At 74.0% G+C, this 19,817-nt stretch carries 13 protein-coding genes; 5 read left to right on the forward strand and 8 right to left on the reverse strand.

All coding sequences use genetic code 11. The features are described from left to right. Positions 1 to 190 precede the first annotated feature (190 nt). On the forward strand, positions 191 to 3,202 hold the full coding sequence (locus ACFWI4_RS16195) for an alpha-mannosidase (protein WP_387196103.1): 3,012 nt from the start codon (positions 191 to 193) through the stop codon (positions 3,200 to 3,202). Between the two features lie 30 nt (positions 3,203 to 3,232). On the opposite strand, the gene ACFWI4_RS16200 is transcribed toward ACFWI4_RS16195, so the two are convergent. Continuing rightward, entirely contained in the window at positions 3,233 to 3,724 is a 492-nt protein-coding gene (locus tag ACFWI4_RS16200) for a hypothetical protein (protein WP_385394576.1), read from the reverse strand. Between the two features lie 200 nt (positions 3,725 to 3,924). Between ACFWI4_RS16200 and ACFWI4_RS16205 the strand changes: the two genes are divergently transcribed. After that, positions 3,925 to 5,337 (forward strand): helix-turn-helix domain-containing protein, encoded by a 1,413-nt coding sequence (locus ACFWI4_RS16205; RefSeq protein WP_387196106.1) that lies wholly within the window; start codon positions 3,925 to 3,927, stop codon positions 5,335 to 5,337. Positions 5,338 to 5,364: 27 nt separating this feature from the next. On the opposite strand, the gene ACFWI4_RS16210 is transcribed toward ACFWI4_RS16205, so the two are convergent. Together ACFWI4_RS16210 and ACFWI4_RS16215 are read right to left on the reverse strand one after the other, a co-directional pair. Further along, entirely contained in the window at positions 5,365 to 7,107 is a 1,743-nt protein-coding gene (locus ACFWI4_RS16210; protein ID WP_387196109.1) for a pyruvate dehydrogenase, read from the reverse strand. Positions 7,108 to 7,207: 100 nt separating this feature from the next. Then, positions 7,208 to 8,590 (reverse strand): protein phosphatase 2C domain-containing protein, encoded by a 1,383-nt coding sequence (locus ACFWI4_RS16215; protein ID WP_387196261.1) that lies wholly within the window; start codon positions 8,588 to 8,590, stop codon positions 7,208 to 7,210. Between the two features lie 1,617 nt (positions 8,591 to 10,207). Here ACFWI4_RS16215 and ACFWI4_RS16220 point away from each other — a divergent pair. Both ACFWI4_RS16220 and ACFWI4_RS16225 read left to right on the forward strand, forming a co-directional pair. After that, the gene (locus ACFWI4_RS16220) at positions 10,208 to 11,188 is read left to right on the forward strand and encodes a helix-turn-helix transcriptional regulator (RefSeq protein WP_387196112.1); all 981 of its coding nucleotides are present in this window, start codon (positions 10,208 to 10,210) and stop codon (positions 11,186 to 11,188) included. Positions 11,189 to 11,224: 36 nt separating this feature from the next. Then, on the forward strand, positions 11,225 to 11,707 hold the full coding sequence (locus ACFWI4_RS16225; protein ID WP_385394568.1) for a DUF456 domain-containing protein: 483 nt from the start codon (positions 11,225 to 11,227) through the stop codon (positions 11,705 to 11,707). Here ACFWI4_RS16225 and ACFWI4_RS16230 read toward each other — a convergent pair. From ACFWI4_RS16230 to ACFWI4_RS16250, 5 genes are all read right to left on the reverse strand, one after another. Then, positions 11,704 to 12,999: an SGNH/GDSL hydrolase family protein gene (locus tag ACFWI4_RS16230; protein WP_387196264.1), complete on the reverse strand. Its 1,296-nt coding sequence runs from the start codon at positions 12,997 to 12,999 to the stop codon at positions 11,704 to 11,706. The two genes, ACFWI4_RS16225 and ACFWI4_RS16230, sit on opposite strands and share 4 nt — an antisense overlap. Before the next feature lie 194 nt (positions 13,000 to 13,193). Beyond that, complete coding sequence (locus ACFWI4_RS16235) at positions 13,194 to 14,687, reverse strand: DNA-3-methyladenine glycosylase 2 family protein (protein ID WP_387196115.1); 1,494 nt, start codon at positions 14,685 to 14,687, stop codon at positions 13,194 to 13,196. A 162-nt stretch (positions 14,688 to 14,849) separates the two neighbouring features. Further along, complete coding sequence (gene rsgA, locus ACFWI4_RS16240) at positions 14,850 to 15,965, reverse strand: ribosome small subunit-dependent GTPase A (protein ID WP_387196118.1); 1,116 nt, start codon at positions 15,963 to 15,965, stop codon at positions 14,850 to 14,852. 307 nt (positions 15,966 to 16,272) lie between these two features. Next, positions 16,273 to 17,754, reverse strand: coding sequence for an SAV_2336 N-terminal domain-related protein (locus ACFWI4_RS16245; protein ID WP_387196121.1), 1,482 nt, complete (start codon positions 17,752 to 17,754; stop codon positions 16,273 to 16,275). Then, positions 17,751 to 19,202, reverse strand: coding sequence for a hypothetical protein (locus ACFWI4_RS16250; RefSeq protein WP_387196124.1), 1,452 nt, complete (start codon positions 19,200 to 19,202; stop codon positions 17,751 to 17,753). The genes ACFWI4_RS16245 and ACFWI4_RS16250 overlap by 4 nt, the downstream gene beginning before the upstream one ends. Before the next feature lie 187 nt (positions 19,203 to 19,389). Between ACFWI4_RS16250 and ACFWI4_RS16255 the strand changes: the two genes are divergently transcribed. Then, positions 19,390 to 19,815, forward strand: coding sequence for a hypothetical protein (locus ACFWI4_RS16255; RefSeq protein WP_387196127.1), 426 nt, complete (start codon positions 19,390 to 19,392; stop codon positions 19,813 to 19,815). Positions 19,816 to 19,817: the final 2 nt, after the last annotated feature.

Consider the following 19,817-nt stretch of genomic DNA (forward strand, 5'->3'; position numbering starts at 1 on the left):
TTCATGACCCCCGCCTGCGTGCCGATGTCGGGTCCCCTCTGCTCGAACACGTTCACGGGATCCATGCCCTCTTCGGGATCGTGACAGTCATGCCGAATCGTCAGCCGGTCGCCGTACGGACACGGGTGCGCGACGGCCGCACGGGGAAGTGAAGGATCCGACAGAGCCGTCCGAGCGCCGAGGAGCCGCCGTGCACGACGACCGTTCGCTGGTGGAGGCCCGGCTGGAGCGCGCCCTGCGGCAGTTCCTGCGCCCCGCCCAGTACGGGGAACGGGTGCCGCTCACGCTCTCCGTCTGGCACGTGCCGGGCGAGCCGGTACCCGTCGCGGAGGCCCTCACGGCCGCCTACGAGCCCTTCACCACCGGCACCGCCTGGGGAAAGCCCTGGTCGACGAGCTGGTTCCGCATCGAGGGCCGGGTGCCCGAGGCGTGGGCGGGCCGTCCGGTGGAAGCGGTGATCGACCCCGGGTTCACCGGGGACGGACCCGGCTTCCAGGCGGAGGGGCTGCTGTACGACGCCTCGGGCATCCCCGTCAAGGGCATCCACCCGCGCAACCGCCACCTGACGGTCGGCGCCCCGGCGGATGGCGGCGAGGAGATCGCCCTGCTCCTGGAGGCGGCGGCGAACCCCGCCGTCCTGCACGGCTTCGAGCCCACGCGCCTGGGAGACGTGCTGACCGCCGGCGATGGGCCGATCTACCGATTCGCGTCTGCCGATCTCGCCGTACTCGACGAGGAGGTGTGGCATCTCGTCCTCGACATCGAGGTCCTCTCGGAGCTGATGTACGAACTGGACGCGCAGCGGCCGCGACGGCACGAGATCCTGCGCGCCCTGGAAAGCATGCTCGACGCCCTCGATCTGCACGACGTGTCCGGCACGGCCGCGGCGGCACGGGCCGAGCTGACGGAGGTGCTGTCCCGGCCCGCGTCGGCCAGCGCGCACCGCGTCTCGGCGACCGGGCACGCGCACATCGACTCGGCGTGGCTGTGGCCGCTGCGCGAGACGGTCCGCAAGGCCTCCCGCACCTTCGCCAACGTCACCGCGCTCGCCCTCGACTATCCGGAGCTCGTCTTCTCCTGCTCCCAGGCCCAGCAGTACGCCTGGGTCAAGGAGCACCAGCCGCACATCTGGGAACGCATCAAGAAGGCCGTGGAGCAGGGCAATTGGGCGCCGGTGGGCTCGATGTGGGTGGAGTCGGACGCCAACATGCCCGGCGGCGAGGCGCTGGCCCGGCAGATCGTGCACGGCAAGCGGTTCTTCCGGGAGGAACTGGGCGTCGAGACCGAGGAGATCTGGCTGCCGGACTCCTTCGGCTACACGGCCGCGTTCCCGCAGCTGGCGAAGCTCGCCGGCGTCCGCTGGTTCCTCACCCAGAAGCTGAGCTGGAACCAGAGCAACAGGATGCCCCACCACACCTTCTGGTGGGAGGGCATCGACGGCACCCGCGTCTTCACCCACTTCCCTCCCGTGGACACCTACAACTCCCAGTTCCACGGCCGTGAACTCGCCCACGCGGAACGCAACTTCGCGGAGAAGGGTCTGGCCACCCGCTCGCTCGTCCCGTTCGGCTGGGGCGACGGAGGAGGCGGCCCGACCCGCGAGATGCTGGAGAAGGCCCGCAGGCTGCGCTCCCTGGAGGGCTCGCCCGCGGTCCGGATCGAGAAGCCGGAGGCGTTCTTCGCCGCCGCCGAGGAGGAGTACGGGGCCCGGGCGCCGGTGTGGTCGGGCGAGCTGTACCTGGAGCTGCACCGGGCCACCTACACCACCCAGGCCAAGACCAAGCAGGGCAACCGCCGCAGTGAACACGCGCTGCGCGAGGCCGAGTTGTGGTGCGCCACGGCCGCCGTGCGCGATCCGTCGTACTCCTACCCGTACGACGCGCTGGACCGGATCTGGAAGACGGTGCTGCTGCACCAGTTCCACGACATCCTGCCCGGCTCCTCGATCGCCTGGGTGCACCGGGAGGCACGCGCGACCTACGCGCGGGTCCTCGCGGAACTGGAGGAGATCACGGCGGAGGCGGTACGGGCCCTGGGCTCCGGCGCGCCCGCGGTGCTCAACTCCTCGCCCTACGAGCGGACCGAGGCGGTCGGGGACACGCTGGTGACGGTCCCGGGTCTGGGCACAGCCGCGCTGGCCGCCGGGCCCGCGGCCACCGTGCGGGCCGAGGAGCGCGACGGCGCCGTGGTCCTGGAGAACGACCGGCTGCGGGTACGGATCGACGCCGACGGACTGCTGGCCTCCGTACGGGATCTCGCGCACGGCCGGGAGGTGCTGTGCGGTCCCGGCAATCTGCTCCAGCTCCATCCCGACCATCCCAACGCCTGGGACGCCTGGGACATCGACCGGCACTACCGGCGCACGCACACGGACCTGACGGAGGCCGAGTCCGTGGAGCTGGTGGAGAGCGGCCCGCTTCGGGCCACCGTGCGCGTCACCCGGGCCTTCGGCTCCTCCCGGATCGTCCAGGAGATCCGGCTGACGGCCGCGAGCCGCCGGGTGGACATCGTGACCGACGTCGACTGGCGGGAGTCGGAGAAGGTCCTCAAGGCCGCCTTCCCGCTGGACGTCCAGGCCGAACGGTCGGCCGCCGAGATCCAGTTCGGGCACGTCCACCGTCCCACCCACGTCAACACCGGCTGGGACGCGGCCCGCTTCGAGATCTGCGCCCACCGCTGGCTGCGGGTCGCCGAGGAGTCGTACGGCGTCGCGGTGCTCAACGACTCGACGTACGGCCACGACGTGACCCGCACGCCGCACGCCGACGGCCTCGGCACCACCGTACGGCTGACCCTGCTGCGCGCCCCGCACAGCCCGGACCCGGAGACCGATCTCGGCACGCACAGGTTCACCTACGCGCTGCTGCCCGGGGCCGGGGTGGGGGACGCCGTGGCGGAAGGGCTGGCCCTCAATCTGCCGCTGCGGCGGGCCGCGGTGCCGGCGCTCGGTCCCCTGGTGAGCGTCGACGACCCGGCGGTCACCGTCGAGTCGGTCAAGCTCGCGGAGGACCGGGGCGGCGATGTGGTGGTGCGCCTGTACGAGTCACGGGGCGGCCGGGCCCGCGCACGGCTGACCGCCGGGTTCCCGGTGGCCCGGGCCGAGGTGACGGACCTGCTGGAACGGCCGCTGCACGAGGCTCCGCCGGAGATCGAGCTGCGGCCGTTCCAGATCCTGACCCTGCGCCTGCGACCTGCCCGCTAGGGCGCATCCGCCCCGGGGACTCGGCGCCGCTCAGTTGCCGTCGATGCGGACGATCTTGTGGTGGCGGTCCAGGCCGACGACGAGCCGGGTGGACCGGCCGGCGCTCCAGGTCAGGGTGACGCCGATCTTCGCGTGCCCGGCGGCGCCCAGGTCCTTGACCGTCCACTGCACCGGGATGTTCTGGGCGCGCAGGACGCCGTCCGCGTGGTTGCGGTCCTCCCACGCCGCCAGCTGACGGCGGTAGCCGGACCCGATGTAGAACGTGCGCAGGTCCGTGGCCAGCCGGCCGTTGGGCGAGTCGGTGTGGGCGTCGATGTAGGCGCCGTAGAAGTCGGCGACCAGGGTCAGGTTGTCCGACAGCCGGCCGGTGACCGTCCGCTGCGCGGCGGAGGCCGCGACCGTCTTCACCGGGGTCGCCTGTGCCGACGCGGTGAGCCCGAGCGGCAGGGCCACGGCGGCGACGAGGCCGGCGACGATCGCGGTGCGGCGGACGTGCTTGCGGGTGGTCGTGTTGCTGTTCATGCGTGTGTTTCCCCGATTTCGGTCGGTGCGGAGTGCGTCGTGCCGCCGCTTTCGGCGACACCAGGAGCTTCCGGGGTCCCCCGGTCCGGGCACAACGGACGGCGGCCCATCCGCAAGGGTGGAACCGTCCCAGCCCCGTTGACCTCTCTTTATGGGGAGTGCCTGGGATGCCGTCCTGGGACGGGAAGTGAGGGAAGCCGGTGCCATCCGAGGACGACGTCGAGGAATTCGCGGCGCTGCTGCGCCGTTTGAAGGGGCGCACCGACCGGAGTTACGCCGCCCTCGCCCGCCGTCTCGACATGAACGCCTCGACGCTGCACCGGTATTGCTCCGGGGAGGCCGTGCCGCTCGGGTTCGCGCCCGTGGAACGCTTCGCCGCGATGTGCGGGGCGAGCCCGGCCGAACGGGTCGAACTCCACCGCCTGTGGATCCTCGCGGTGGCGGCCCGCCAGAGGCCCCGCCCGACACCGGCCGCGGCCCCCGAAGCCACCGTCGAACCCGCCCCGGCCACCGGGCCCGCCCCGGTCCCCGAGCGCGAACCCGCCACCGCGCGCCCGCCGGTCACCGACCACGAACCCGTGGCCGTCGACGCGCCCGAAGCCGTCACCGCGGCCGAAGCCCCCGCCGAACCCGGGCCCGCCGAACCCCCGCCGGCCACCGAGTCCGAAGTCCCTTCCCCTGGGCCCGGATCCACGCCCTGGTACCGGCGGCGCGCGGTCGTCGCCGCGGTGGTCGTGACCGCGCTGCTCGCCACGCTGGGCGGTCTGTCCACGCTGCCGTCCGGACACTCCACGGGCGGTGCGGGCCACACGGACGACGCGGGTGACCGGGTGTCCGGCGCACGGGCGGGCGGTGCCCGGCGCGGGTCGGCGACACCCTCCGCCTCCCCCTCGGCCCCGCACGGCCGGAAGACGGGTACCCCGGCCCCGGACACGTCCGGCGGCGACGGGGCCTCGTCCGGCGCGACCGCGAGCCCCTCCCCCGGGGCCGGCTCCGCCGGCACCCCCATCGCCTGGACCGTGAACTCCCAGCTCTGGGCGACCGGTTGCGATCACGACTACGTCATCGACAAGGCACCCGACCAGGTGCCGCCGCCCCCGGCCCCGCAGGACGCCGCCCCCTGGGCGCGGACACAGAACGCGGTGCACGGCGGCCAGACACTGATGGACATCTCCGTGCAGGGGCGGACGGACACGGCCGTCGTCCTGGAGGCGCTGCGGGTCCGTGTCGTCGGCCGTTCGGCCCCGCTGAAGGGTACGGACTACTTCACGGGCCAGGGCTGCGGCGGCGACCTCGCCCCCGGCTCGTTCAAGGTCGACCTGGACGTCGACCGGCCGATCGCCCGTCCGGTCGCGAACTACGAGGGCGGGACGACGACCCCCGCCAGGCACCTGCCCTACCGGGTGTCCGCGGCGGATCCCGAGGTGCTGACGGTCGACGCGCAGACCGAGGACTGCGACTGCAGCTGGGTCCTGGAGCTCGACTGGTCCTCGCAGGGCCGCACCGGCACCGTACGGATCGACGACCACGGCCGGCCGTTCCGCACGAGCGGCATCAAGGGCCTGCCGCGCTACTGGTACACGAACGGCGCCTGGGTCCCCGAGGCGAGCTGAGCCGAACGCGCCCCGCCCGGACGGACCTCACGGGCGGGGCACGTTGCGCAGGTTGGAGCGGGCCAGCTGCACCATCCGGCCGACACCGCCGTCCAGCACGATCTTCGACGCCGAGAGCGCGAAGCCCGTCACCATGTCCGCGCTGATCTTCGGCGGGATGGAGAGCGCGTTCGGGTCGGTGACGACGTCGACGAGGGCCGGACCCTTGTGCCGGAACGCGTCCTTCAGGGCTCCGGCGAGATGCTTGGGCTTCTCGACCCGGACACCGAACGCCCCGCAGGCACGGGCGACCGCGGCGAAGTCGGGGTTCTTGTTGGTGGTGCCGTACGAGGGCAGACCGGCGACCAGCATCTCCAACTCGACCATGCTCAAGGAGGAGTTGTTGAAGAGCACGACCTTCACCGGCAGGTCGTACTGCACGAGGGTGAGGAAGTCGCCCATCAGCATGGAGAATCCGCCGTCGCCGGACATCGACACGACCTGGCGCCTCCGGTCGGTGAACTGGGCGCCGATCGCCATCGGCAGCGCGTTCGCCATCGACCCGTGCGAGAACGAACCGATCACCCGGCGGCTGCCGTTGGGCGAGATGTACCGGGCCGCCCAGACGTTGCACATCCCGGTGTCGACCGTGAACACCGCGTCCTCGGCCGCGAGTTCGTCGAGCACCGAGGCGACGTACTCGGGGTGGATCGGGACGTGCCGGTCGACCTTGCGGGTGTACGCCTTGACCACCCCTTCGAGGGCGTCCGCGTGTTTCTTCAGCATTTTGTCGAGAAATCGCCTGTTCCCCTTCGGCCGCACCCTCGGGATCAGACAGCGCAGCGTCTCCCGCACGTCGCCCCACACGGCCAGATCCAGCTTCGACCTGCGCCCCAGGTGCTCGGGACGCACATCCACCTGGACGATCTTGACGTCGTCGGGCAGGAAGGCGTTGTACGGGAAGTCGGTGCCCAGCAGGATGAGCAGGTCGCACTCGTGGGTGGCCTCGTAGGCGGCGCCGTAGCCGAGGAGCCCGCTCATCCCGACGTCGAAAGGATTGTCGTACTGAATCCATTCCTTGCCGCGCAGCGCGTGTCCCACCGGGGACTTGATCTTCTCGGCGAACTGCATGACCTCGGCGTGCGCGCCCGCCGTGCCGCTGCCGCAGAACAGGGTGACCTTCTCCGCCTCGTCGATCATCGCGACGAGCTTCTCGATCTCGGCGTCGCCCGGCCGTACGGTCGGCCGTGAGGTCACGAGGGCGGTCTCGACGGGCTTGTCAGGGGCGGGCTCGGAGGCGATGTCACCGGGCAGCGACACCACGCTGACACCGGAGCGGCCCACCGCGTGCTGGATGGCGGTCTGGAGCAGCCGCGGCATCTGCTTCGGACTGGAGATGAGTTCGCTGTAGTGACTGCACTCACGGAAGAGCTGGTCGGGATGGGTCTCCTGGAAGTAGCCGAGGCCGATCTCGCCGGAGGGGATCTGCGAGGCGAGGGCCAGCACCGGAGCCATGGAGCGGTGCGCGTCGTACAGGCCGTTGATCAGGTGGAGGTTGCCCGGTCCGCAGGAGCCGGCGCAGGCCGCGAGCCTGCCCGTGATCTGGGCCTCGGCGCCCGCGGCGAACGCTGCCGTCTCCTCGTGGCGGACCTGGATCCAGTCGATGGCCGCGTTGCGCCGGATCGCGTCCACCACCGGGTTGAGACTGTCGCCCACGACCCCGTACAGCCGCTCGACGCCCGCGCGCACGAGGATGTCGACGAACTGCTCGGCGACGTTCTGCTTGGCCATGCCGCACCCACCTCTTCGTGATCCTCGGAGCCCTCGGGCCCGGCGGGTCCCCCGGTCGCCGGTCTCGTCCCTGGGTTCCATGAATTCACACGGCGCGCGGTTACGCCTCCCACACGGCGGCGGCCGTCCGGTCGTCCGCGTACCCCTTGACCCGCACCGAGGCGTCCGCCAGGAACGTGGCGAGACCGGGCGGCTCCCCCGCCGACCACCGGGTCGTCAGATAGTCGGACAGTTCGGGTTCGCCGCGCAGCGGCTCCGCGAGGCCGCCCGTGCACAGCAGGAGCGTGTCACCCGGGCGGGCTACGGAGGCGCGGAACCGGAAGGACGCGTGCGGCGGCCGGGGAGCGGGTTCGTACGGGCTCGGCGGTGTCGTGATGCCCAGGTCCATGGTGAGCCGGTCGCCTTCGGGGGTCTCGTGGGGCGGTGATCCGAAGCCGACGACGGCCTCCCCCGTCGTGGCGGCGACCCGCGGTTCGATGTCCTGCCACTCGCCGTCGCGGAGCCGGAACAGACCGCCCGCGCCGACGCCGAAGAACACCCGGGTACGGCACTGGGGATCGGCCGGCAGCAGCAGACAGCGCAGGCCCGCGGTGTACTCCTCGGGATCGACGCCCTGCTCGGCGGCGCTCGCCCGCAGCTTGCCGAGGCTGCGGTCGGTCAGGCGGTGCAGTCCCGACTTCAGCTCGCCGCGGCGGGCGGCCCTGATGTCGTCCGCGAGCCGTTCGTGGCTGCGCCCGACCGCCTGGCCGATCCACCGGCAGGCCTCCGCCGCGGCCCGGTGCGCACCGGAGGTGGCGCGTGCGCCGGTCGCCATCGCGACCAGGACGAGCGCCCCCTCGCCCGTCCCGAACCGGGCGGTGAGCAGTGCGTCCCGGCGCGGTTCGCCCCGGTAGCGGGCGGAGTCCCCGCGCACGGACACGGCCCGCAGCGTGCTCGTCCCGTACCGCGCGCCGTCCAGCACGGTGTCGGCGACCAGGTCGCCGAGTTCGTCGGGCTCGACGGAAGGCAGCGCGGTCGGTTCGGAGTGATAGGTGGGCGGTCCCGACCCGACGTGCGCGGCCGGGGGCGGCGGCTCGACGACGGACAGCACCGCCTCCCGCTCCCCGCCGCCGGCCGGATCCTCGGGTTCCACCACGGTCGGAGGCGTATGGAACCCCCCGGTGGTACTCGGCAGGGCTTCCGCGAGGGGTACGGGGGTTACGGCGCCCGACGGCACGGGGGAACCGGCGCCGCTCGGCTGTACGGGGGGCGCGGCGCTCAGGGGTACGGGGGAAGCGGGCCTGCGGGGTCCGGTGCCGGTGGGTCCGGCGGGCGTGGCGCTCGTGGGTCCGGCGGGAGCCGAAGCGGGTTTCGGCGGGACGTCGGACGGCGTCCTCGCCCCGGGCACGGGCCGGTCTGCGGACGTGTCGTTCCCGGTGTCCCGGGACGCGTCCGGGCCGGGCTCCTGCGGAGTGAACCCCGGCGGCTTCGGGCCGGGCGGCAGGGCCGGTGCCGGACCGGGGGGCGCTGACGCCGGAGGGGCGGCCTGGGCGCGGCCGGGGGCCGGGAGTTCCCAGGACGGGGGCTCCCAGGGCGTGGGCTCCCACGGGGTGGGCTCCCAGGACGCGGGTTCGGACGCGGGCGCCTCACGGCCGGGCGGACCCGCGTCCGCGGCGGCTCCCCGCACAGGGCCCCGCTCCCAGCGGCCCGGCCGGGACGCCGGCTCGTCGGCCGGCGTGCCGTCGGCCTGATACCCGGCCGGTCCGGCGGGAGGCCCGGTCGGCGGGGGCGGCGCTTGCGCTCCCCGCCCGGAAGGCGCCGTTTCCGGTGCGGCGGGAGGCCGTTCGGGGCGCGGCGGACCGTCGGACCCGGGTGCGCCGGGCCTCCGGGCCTCCGCGTGCCCGGGGGCGGACGCCGGGTCCACCCCGGACCTCGGATCGGCCCCGGCCCCCGAGCCACCCGCCACCGAAGGCCACGGCTCGGACGCGGAACCCCGCTCGGACCCAGAGCCCCGCCTCGACGCGGAACCCTGGTCAGACGCTGACCCCCGCTCAGCCCCTGGCCGCGGCTCGGACGCAGAACCCCGGTCAGAGCCGGAACTCCGCCTCGACGCCGAACCCAGGTCAGACGCGGAACCCCGCTCAGCCCCCGGCCATGGCTCGGACGCAGAACCCCCAGAGCCGGAACTCCGCCTCGACGCCGAACCCAGGTCAGACGCGGAACCCCGGTCAGCGCCTGGCCACTGCTCGGACGCAGAGCCTCGCCCGGACCCGGGCCACGGCTCGGACGCGGCCCCCCGCCCGGACTCGGGTCCTCGCTCGGACGCGGGCGTTCGTTCGGAGGTGGGTGGGGTCGGCCTCTGCTCCGGGAGCGGTGGCGGCTCCGGCGCGGATCCGGCACCGGGCCGCGGCCGCCGCGCCGACGGGGGCCGGGCTCCGGGCCCTGAGGCACGCTCCGGTGCGGGCCGGCCGCCCGCCCCCGCTTCGGGGCCGTCGAGACCGTCCCCGAGGGTCCCGGACGCCGACGCGAACCGGTCGTCGAGGGAATCGGCCACGGCCGCGGGCCCCGTGTCCTCGGTGGAGTCGTCGTACAACTGCCGCCACCAGTCGTCCTCGTGACCGGTGGGCTTCTCCCCCTGCTGGCTCATGCCCCCGATTGTCCACCGAGAGAGCCGGTTGAAAACGGGGCATCCGGAAAAACCGGCCAAGGTGCGTGCCGTCGAACGCCCTGCCGAACGGGCCGTCGAACAGGGATGCGGACCGGGGAGCCCGGCCGACCGACCGCCGGGCGGGCCCACCCCCCACGGGAGACCCGCCCGGCGGCGCCTGGGCGACCGGGGGCCCTCGCCTGGCGCGAACGACCCGCCGCACGGCCCCGGATCACGGTCCACAGGGTCAAGTGGCCGCTGGAATGGCCACGTTCGACACTCGCGCACAGCCGCTTCCCCGCGGCCGGATCCAACCGGCGGATCGCGGACGCCGGTTGGCACCTCGGTGACGTGAGCTTGTCAGAGGGGCGGGGGGTACGGCGATGATGTGCCAGGGCGGGTTTGCGCCGTGGCCGGTTTCCGCCACGGTTCGGCCGCCCGGACGGAACGCAGCCACGGGAGGGACGTCGCCGCATGCTGGGAGCGATAGGTCTGGACGAGACCCACGAGTCGGCGTACCGCGCGCTGGTGTCCGTGGGCGCCGCCGAGGTACCCGATCTCGCGCGCAGACTCACGCTCGGCGAGCACGAGACGGAGCGCGCCCTGCGCCGGCTGGAGCTGAGCGGTCTGGCCGCGCAGTCCTCGGCGCGGCCGGGGCGCTGGGTCGCGGCGCCGCCCGGGGTCGCCCTCGGCGCGCTGCTCACCCAGCAGCGCCACGAACTGGAGAAGGCGGAACTGGCGGCCGCGCTGCTGGCCGAGGAGTACCGGGGCGCGGCGGGCGAGCCCGCCGTCCACGACCTGGTCGAGGTGGTGACCGGCGCCGCGGCCGTCTCGCAGCGTTTCCTCCAGCTCCAGCTGGGCGCGAGCGACGAGGTGTGCGCGCTGGTCACCGGCACCCCGATGGTGGTCTCCGGCACGGACAACGACGCCGAGGAACAGGCCGCGGGCCGCGGAGTGGGCTATCGCGTGGTCGTCGAGCGGGCCGTGCTCGACCAGCCCACCGGTATCACCGAGCTGTCCGCCGCGCTCGGCCGCGACGAACAGGTCCGGGTGGTGGACCGGGTGCCGACGAAGCTGGTGATCGCCGACCGGGCGCTCGCGATGGTCCCGCTCACCTCGCACACGGCGGAACCGGCCGCGCTGGTCGTCCACGCGAGCGGACTCCTGGAGCTGCTGTCGGGACTGTTCGAGTCGGTGTGGCGGGACGCGCTGCCGCTGCGGCTGGGCAGCCGGGGCGTGCTGGAGCAGGAGCCGGACGGGCCGGACACCGCCGACCTGGAGATCCTCTCCCTGCTCCTGGCGGGGCTGACCGACGCGAGCGTGGCCAAACAGCTCGACCTGGGCCTTCGGACGGTGCAGCGCCGGGTCAAGCGCCTGATGGAGCTGACGGGCGTGACGACCCGGCTGCAACTGGGCTGGCACGCCTACGAGCGCGGCTGGGTGGCCCGGGGCTGACCTGCGGTCTCCCGTCGGCTCGGGCAGGCTGGGCAGATGGGAGTGTGGGAACTCCTGCTGGTCGGCGTGGTGATTCTGCTCGGCCTGGTCGGAGTACTGGTGCCCGGTCTGCCGGGTTCGTGGCTCGTCTGGGCCGCGGTGCTGTGGTGGGCGCTGAGCTTTCCACGGACGCTGTCCTGGGCCGTGCTGGTGGCCTCGACCGCGGTCCTGCTGCTCTCCCGGGCCGTCCGCTGGATGCTGCCGCCCCGGCGGCTGCGCGAGAGCGGCGCCACCACCCGGATGGCGGTGTACGCGGGTGCCGGGGCGTTCCTCGGCTTCTTCCTGGTCCCGGTGGTCGGCGCCGTGCCCGGTTTCATCGGCGGGATCTACCTCTGCGAGCGGCTGCGCCTGGGCGGCCACGGCCCGGCGAAGGCCTCGGTGCGCACCGCGATGCGGGCGGGCGGCTGGAGCGTGCTCACGGAGCTCTTCGCCTGCCTGCTGATCATGGGCGCGTGGCTGGGAGCGGTCATCTGGGGCTAGGGCCTGTGCCCCGCGGCGGGCGGTGTCAGCAGGGAGCGCAGGTCGATCGCCGCGGCCAGGGCGCGCATGCCGGCGTCGTCGAAGTGCAGATGGTCTCCGGGGTCGTAGGCGGGCAGGATCCGGTCCGGGCGGGCCGGGTCGCGGACGGCCGCGTCGAGGTCGGCGACGGCGTCGAAGATCCGGTGGGTGCGGATGGCGGTGTTGACGGCCTGCCGTACGGCTTCCCGGGCCGGGGTGTACGCGCCATGACCGCCGTACGGGGTGATGGTGCCGCCGACGACCCTGATGCCGTGGGCGTGGGCGCGGCGCACGACGAGCCGGTACGCGTCCTCCAGGGCGCGCGGGTCGCTCTGCTCCGGGGTTCCCTTGATGTCGTTGATGCCCTCCAGCACGATCAGGGTGCGGACGCCCGCGCGGGAGAAGACGTCGGCGTCCAGCCTGCTCGGCGCACTGGGGCCCACCCCGTCGAGCAGGAGCCGGTTCCCGGAGATGCCCGCGTTGAGGACGCCGGGCCTGCGGTGCGCGGGCAGCCCGCGCAGCCGGGCGGCGAGGAAGTCGGGCCAGCGGTGGTTGGCGCCGGGTGAGGAGCCGGTGCCGTCGGTGATCGAGTCGCCGAGGGCGACGACGCTGCCGGCGGCCGGGGCGGTGCCGAGGACGTCGACGCCGGTCACGTAGTACCAGCTGCCGACGGTGACGGTGTAGCCGGCGCCGCCCTCCTCGGCGGTGCGGTCCCCGGCGGGGGCGACGAAGCCGGGCTGGAGCGCCGAGCGGTGGTAGGTCGCCGGGCCCGAATCGGCCGGGGTGTGGACGGAGACCAGCAGGTTGGCGTCGGCGGGGACGGGCAGGGCGACGGGGTCGCTGACCAGGTCGCGGCCGGCGGGGACGGTGACCGACGCGGCGCCCGCGAAGGTGAGGGCGCGCACGGAGCCGGCCACGGCCCGGGGGCTGTCCGGTTCGCCCGGACGTTGCAGTGCCAGTGTCACGGAACCGAGCCGGAGGGGTGCGGTGCCGAGGCGGTTGGAGAGACGGACGCGGGCGGCCGGGCCGCCGACGCTGGTGTGCACGACATTGCGGATGGTGGCGCCGGGCAGCGCGGGCGCCGTACCGGAGGCCGCGGCCTCCCAGGTCCCGGTCCAGGTCCCGGTCCAGGCTCCGGCCCGGGTCGCGGCCGTCCTGGTCACGGCCGACCGGGGCGCGGCCGCCGGGGTCACGGGCGCCGGGGTAACGGCCGACCGGGGCGCGGCCGACCGGGGCGCGGCCGCGCGGGTCACGGCCGTCCGGGGCGCAGCCATCCCCGTAACGGCCGACCGGGGCGCGGCGCGGGTCGGGAGCGGGCGGCTCGGGCCGGACGCGGGCCGCGCTTCGGCGATCGCACCCACCGAGGTCAGGACCAGGGCGGCCGCCAGGGGGACGAGAAGACGCCGGAACACGATCGCGCGGGGCATGGGCGATCGATTCCCCGCCCGACCCGGCCGGCATCACATCATCACACCGTCGGACGCGCCCGAACGGGACCCGCGAGGACCCGCGCGGACACTTCCCCTCCCGCCGCCCTCAGATGCCGGACGGCGTACGAGCGCCATGGTCTCCAGGTGTCCGGGGCGTCCACGTCCGGCGGTGCCACGTCCGGGTCGCCGAGGGCCCGGGTGAGGATGACGGCCGCGGTGTCCTCGCCGAGTCCGGGCAGTGCCAGGAGCGCCGCCCTGGCCTCCTCTCGGTCCGCGCCCGGGTCGAGCCGCAGGGAGCCTTCCGCGAGGGCCGCGGTCAGCGCGCCGAGCGGGCCGCCGGGCTCGGCCTCCGCGAGCACGGCGGCCTCGGGGAAGAGCCGGGTGAGCGTCCCGCATCCGGCGTCCAGCGTCTTCCCGTACCGCCGTACCAGCCGCTCGGCCTCCGCCTCCCCGACGAGCGCGCGTACGGCCAGTTCGTCGGGATCGGCGGCACCCGGCGACCGCAGGCCGGGACGCGCCGCGACCAGCGGCCCCAGCCGCGCGTCCGCGCCGAGCCGCTCGTCGACGGCGTAGGGATCGGCGTCGAGGTCGAAGAGCCGCCGCAGCCTCTGCACGGCGGTGGTCAGGTCCCGCAGATCGGTGAGGTGCAGCCGGGCGTCCAGCCAGCCGCCGGGGTGGGCGGCGTCGCCGGGGCCGGGTGTCCGCCCGGCGCGGCCCGTCCCACCCGTACGCAGGCGGCCCGCGCCGGTGGCCGACCGCTCCTCGACGCCCACGACCCCGGTGCCGTACGGGAGCCGGAGCGTCCTGCGGTACGTGCGCTCGCCGCGGACGCCCTCGACGGCCTCGACGCCCGGCACCGCCTCCGCGGCCAGCAGGTCGAAGACGTCGGTGGACTGGTAGGGACCCCGGTACGCGAGCCGGAGCGGGACCCCGGCGGCGGGCGTGGCGGCGCTCCGGTCGGCCGGGCCGGTGCGCGGCGCCGCGGCACGCACCTGGCTGGGCGTCGCGGCGTAGACCGTACGGATCGTGTCGTTGAACTGGCGCACGCTGGCGAACCCGGCCGCGAACGCGACCTGGGTGACGGGGAGTTCGGTGGTCTGGAGGAGGATCCGCGCGGTGTGCGCCCGCTGGGCCCTGGCGAGCGCGACCGGGCCGGCGCCGACCTCGGCGGTGAGCTGCCGCTGGACCTGGCGGGTGCTGTAGCCGAGCCGGGCCGCGAGGCCTCCGACGCCCTCGCGGTCCACCACTCCGTCGCCGATCAGACGCATGGCCCGGCCGACGACATCGGCCCGTACGTTCCAGGCCGCCGAGCCCGGGACCGCGTCCGGACGGCATCTGCGGCAGGCCCGGAAACCCGAGCCCTGGGCGGCGGCGGCCGTCGCGTAGAACCGCACGTTGTGCCGCTTCGGCGTCACCGCGGGGCAGCTGGGGCGGCAGTAGATCCCGGTCGTCCGCACGGCGAAGAAGAACTCCCCGTCGAACCGGGCGTCCCGGCTCCGTACGGCCTCGTACCTGGTGTCCTCGTCGTTCACCCCTCCAGTGTCGCCCCGCCCGCACCCCGGGGCTGGCGGGAATCGGACACGGCACCCGGGGCCGGGCCGGGGCGGAGACTCAGGAGATCCCCCGCCCTCCACCCCGTACCCGAGGCGCCACGACCCACGACCGCCCCCGCCCACGACCACCGCGGCCCGCGGCTACCAGCGGCCGCGCTTGGCCTCCATGGCCGCGCGGCCCTCCGCCCCCTTCCGCTTCCAGTCACGGCGGATCTCGGCCCGTACCCGCGCGTCCGTCTTGGCGACGATCCGCTGGTTCTCGCGGAGCAGCTTGCGGTAGCTGTCCAGCCGCCGCTCCGGCAGCTCGCCGGAGTCGACGGCCGCGAGCACCGCGCACCCGGGTTCGGCGACATGGGCGCAGTCCTGGAAACGGCAGTCGGCGGCGAACTCCTCGATCTCGGAGAACACCAGCCCGACCCCGCTCTCGGCGTCCCAGAGCCCGACCCCGCGCAGCCCCGGCGTGTCGATGAGGACACCCCCGCCCGGCAGCGCGAGCAGATTGCGGGTCGTCGTGGTGTGCCGGCCCTTGCCGTCCATGTCGCGGGTCGCCCGTACGTCCATGACGTCCTCGCCGAGCAGCGCGTTGGCCAGGGTCGACTTGCCCGCTCCGGACTGCCCGAGCAGGACGGCGGTGCCGCCGGCGAGCACGGCTTCGAGGACGTCGAGGCCCTCGCCCGTCGCGGAGCTGACGGCGAGCACGGGGACCCCGGGCGCGCTGGTCTCCACGTCCTGGACGAGGTGCGCGAGGGTCGCGGCCTCCGGGACCAGGTCGGCCTTGCTGAGGACGACCACGGGCTGGGCGCCGGACTCCCAGGCCAGCGCGAGGAAGCGTTCGACGCGGCCCAGGTCGAGTTCGACGGCGAGCGAGACGGCCACGACGGCGTGGTCGACGTTGGCGGCGAGGATCTGCCCCTCGGACCGCTTGGAGGAGGTGGAGCGCACGAAGGCCGTACGGCGCGGCAGATATGCCTTCACATAACGCGGGTTGCCGGCGGGTTCGACGGCGACCCAGTCACCGGTGCACACGACCCGCATCGGGTCGTGCGGGGTCACGAAGGCCGTGTCGGCGCGGATGACGCCGTCGGCGGTGGCGACGTCGCACTGACCGCGGTCGACCCGGATCACGCGTCCGGCGACGAAGCCTTCGGCGGCGTAGGGGGCGAACTCGTCCGCCCAGGCGTCGTCCCAGCCGTACGGGACGAGCGCGGAGAGCCCGAGGGAGACGGACGGGTTCGGGAAAGCGGAGCTGGAAGTCAAGGGAGACCCTTCACAAGGGCGGCCCCGGCGACGCGCACTGCGGCGCGAAGAAGGAGGAAGGTCAGCCGGCGGCCACGGGGGTGGACTTGATGCACTTCTGGATGCGGGCAGCGCCCATCACGAAGACAGCCATCGGTCACACCTCCCGGTCCTGCTCGTCCGACGACGGCGGCCCGGCGGCCACCGTCTGTACGTGCGAAAGCCTAGCGTCGCGTCCCGGCGGGACGCCAACGGTTTTGTCTCCCCGGTGCCGGAACGTTCGGCCGGCCGCCCGCGCGGGCCCGCGCCCGCTCCCCCGGGAGGCCGCTCATCTCACCACCGGTTCGGCGGCCTGCACGGCCGACAGCTGGATCCGGAGGGCCTGTGCCGCGTCCCGGTGCGCCGGGGAGTCTCCGGACAGCGCGGTGAGCAGGGCCAGTTCGACGCGCGAGTACCGGTGGTTGCCGTGCGTGGGTACGGGCGTGACGGCCGGGTCGGGCGTTCGCATGCGCTGGGCGATCCCGCGTACGGCGGGAACGTGCGGGCCGAGGTAGGTGTCGAGGAGGCCGGCGACCTTGCGGGTCGTGCGTTTCTCGCCGAGGGACAGGAGCCTCTGCCGGATGCCCGGAAGGAAGTCGAACGTCACCGCGTCGACCGGGTCGTGGTGTTCGGGGATGCCGTCGACGGTGGTGAGCAGGCCGCTGGTGAGGATCGCCGCGAGGTCGCCCGAGTCCGCCTCGGGCAGCATCGTCGCGGCGATCAGCTGCATGACGTGCCGGTTCAGCGGTGCCGCCGCCAGATGCACGGCCAGCGCGAAGGAGTTCTTCGAGGCGGCCGTACGGAACTCGTCGATGCGCCGGTCCGGGTCGGCCTCCAGGTCGCTGGCCGCCGCGGGGGCGGGGATGACGGCCTCGTCGGCGCCGTCCGCGGGGATCTCCAGCACCTGCTGGTGAACCGGAAGGCGCTGGGACATCAGCAGGCGCACCCACTGGTCCACCCACCGCTTGCGTATCTCCAGCACGGGGATGTAGAGGCTCGTGTTCCGCGCGGGCTCGGACGCGTCGGGGAGGGACGGGGCGTTCGACGGCTCCGCGAGCAGGGCGCTGTTGGCGCACCCGGGATCGTCCGTGCGCAGGCGGAGCGCGCGGGTGTGGATTCCGGACAGGTGCCAGTCGTAGTGCGGCAGCACGTTGAGAATGGCCACCGTGTGGTTGCTCGCCCAGGTCCGCAGGTCGGGCCACAGCAGCCGCCGGTTCCAGGCCGCGCCCACCCCGTCCGTCAGGACGAGGACCATCTTGCGCGCGCCCGAGCCGCCGGGCCCCAGGCCGATGGCGCTCAGCAGATCCCGGTCGAAGAGGCCGTACGGGGTCGCGGGCCGGTGGGTGCGCAGTTTCACGACATGGGTGTCGCTGAAGAGCGGCAGATCGCGGACGGCGGCGGCGAAGGCGTTCACGGTCGGGTACCAGGCGGCCATGGACACCCCGGTGTCGACGACCAGGACCAGTTCCCACCGGGCGCCACGGGTCCGGGCCGGGCCGCGCGGGCCGGGCGGCCCGTCCGGGACGGTGTAGGCGTCGGCGATGTGTCCGACGAGGCCGGCGGCCTCGGGCTGGAGCCGGACGAGGCTGTGCAGGGCGGCGGCGGAGGTCTCCGCCGCCGGCGTCGGCAGGGGCGCGGGCCAGCCCTCGGGGGCCTCGGCGAACACGGGCTCGTGCCGCGAGAGATGGCGGTGGCCGTGCCGCCAGGCCGGGAGCGTGGCCGGGGTGGGGGCCGCCGTGATCAGCCACGCCCGGGCGTCGGGCGGGGTCACGGCGCCGCTACCTCGTCCGGTGCGACCAGGGGGTTGAGCGCGGGGAGGGAGCGGTCGGGGTCGTCCCACATGAGGGTCAGGCCGCGCACCACGTCCGACTGCGCCTCACCGATCCCGTACGCGACCCGCATCCTGCCGATGCGCTCCGGCAGTTCGGCGACCGGACCGTGGCTCAGCAGGCCGTCCACCGTGGTCCGGAACGCCGTGGACGTGCAGTCGTGCCGGTGCCACAGCACCACGGGCACACCGGAGTTGATCGCCTCCAGGAGCTGGACCCGGCCCTCGTCGCAGTCCGGTGGCGCGGTGAGCACGCACGGCACCTCCTGCCGCCGTTCCGCCGGTCCCCCGGGCTGGTCCTCCTTGCCGTTGTCGGCGGCGGGGCCCACCATCCGGGTCCAGCGCTCGCGCCAGGAGGAGCGGTGGGAGGCGGAGGTCTGCATCCGGTCGAGGCTGCGCACGACGACCCGGACGTCACCGGGCTCGGCCGGATCGCGCGGCACGCACCAGTCGTCGACGGGCAGGTTGATCAGGGACAGCGGCAGCCAGAACTCGATGGTCAGGGGCGCGCCGTTGTCGCGGCTGCCGGTCGCCTCACGGAGCCGGCCGCGGATGGCGCGCTCCAGGTCGGCGCCACGCACCCGGGCGTCGTTGTCCCGCAGGGCGGGTGTGCGGTGCTGGGCGTCGTCCTGGTGCCACACGCGCAGGGCGAAGTAGTCGTCCTCCAGGCCGTCCGGGAGCAGGACCAGCATCATCCGCCGCTCCTTGGAGGGAACGACCTGTGTGGCCTCGGCACGTGCCCGGCACGATTGCAGCGCGGGCAGCAGGGCGTGCCTGCGGGCCCGTTGCTCGGTCCACTCCCGCAAGGACGTGGTGACCGGGTCCTTCGCGGCCGCGGCGAGGAACTCCAGGAAGGCCAGGAACGGCGGCAGTCCGTCGGGCCGCGCGTTGCGGCGCAGCAGATAGAGCAGGATGCTGCGCGCGTCCGTGCAGTGGGCGGGCAGGGGCGCCGAGACGGGCTGCATGCTGGCCCGGGCGACGGCCCGGACGTCGTGCTCGATGCTCAGCCGGCCGAGCAGTCCGTCGAGGAGGCTGAGGTCGTCCTCCGTCAGCTGGTCGCGTGCCGTCCACTGGTCGGCGAGCAGCCGCATCGCCAGGGCCGTGCGGCGGTCGCCGTCCAGTGAGGCCACGGCTTCGGCCAGGACGTCGGTGCCCTCGCTGTGCCGGGTGCACTCGCTCACGATGTGCGTGAAGTGGTCGAAGGAGCGCGCCGGGACGAGGTCCTTGCCGGTGAATGGTTCCTCCAGGGTGCGCACCAGGTAGCGCACGAGATCCTGGCGGTTGGAGGGTGTCGCGAAGTGCGGCGACCGGTTGAGGACGTCGGCCATGGCGGAGAGCAGGGAACTGGCGGCGGCCGCGGCCAGTGGGCCGCGCGAACTAGCTAGTCCCATGACCGCGCCCCCCTGCGCACACCCTCGGCCCGTCGGCGCGAGGGTCCAGCGTGTTGCGTTCCCGACATGACTGTCCATCTCCGTATCCGGTTAGGCCAAGGAGATTTCGCGCTGAACTTCGTGCTCTGCCGGACAGATACGTCCGATACCCCGTGCCCGACTCAGCGGGAGGCGCGAGAATGAGGCCGTGGGGGACATGAGCCTGTGGGCGGCCTGGGCGGCGGCGGTGACCAGCATGGCGACGCTGGTCGTGACCACTGTGGTGGGAGGACAGCGTGAGCAGCGCAGATGGGCGCGCGACGCGCTGACGGACGCGTTCGTGGCCTTCCTGGAGGCCAGTTGGGCCCATTCCGACACGGTCAAGGCCCTGTCGGGCGACCAGCCGAACGGGGCCGGGACGTCCCAGGAGCACTACGCCGAGATGCGCAGTCAGCTCACGCGGCTGCGGCTGCTGGCCTCCACGGGGGTTCTTGAGGTCGGCGAGCAGCTCCTGCGCAGTCAGCGCGCCGCTCAGGACGCTCCGGCCGGCCCGCAGCGGGAGCTGGCTCTGGTGGAGGCGGCTCGCTGCCGGCGGCGGGTCGTGGAGGCGGCGAAGCGCGAAATGGGGCTGTGAAG

The organism is Streptomyces sp. NPDC127038, assembly GCF_042725875.1.
GTDB lineage: Bacteria > Actinomycetota > Actinomycetes > Streptomycetales > Streptomycetaceae > Streptomyces.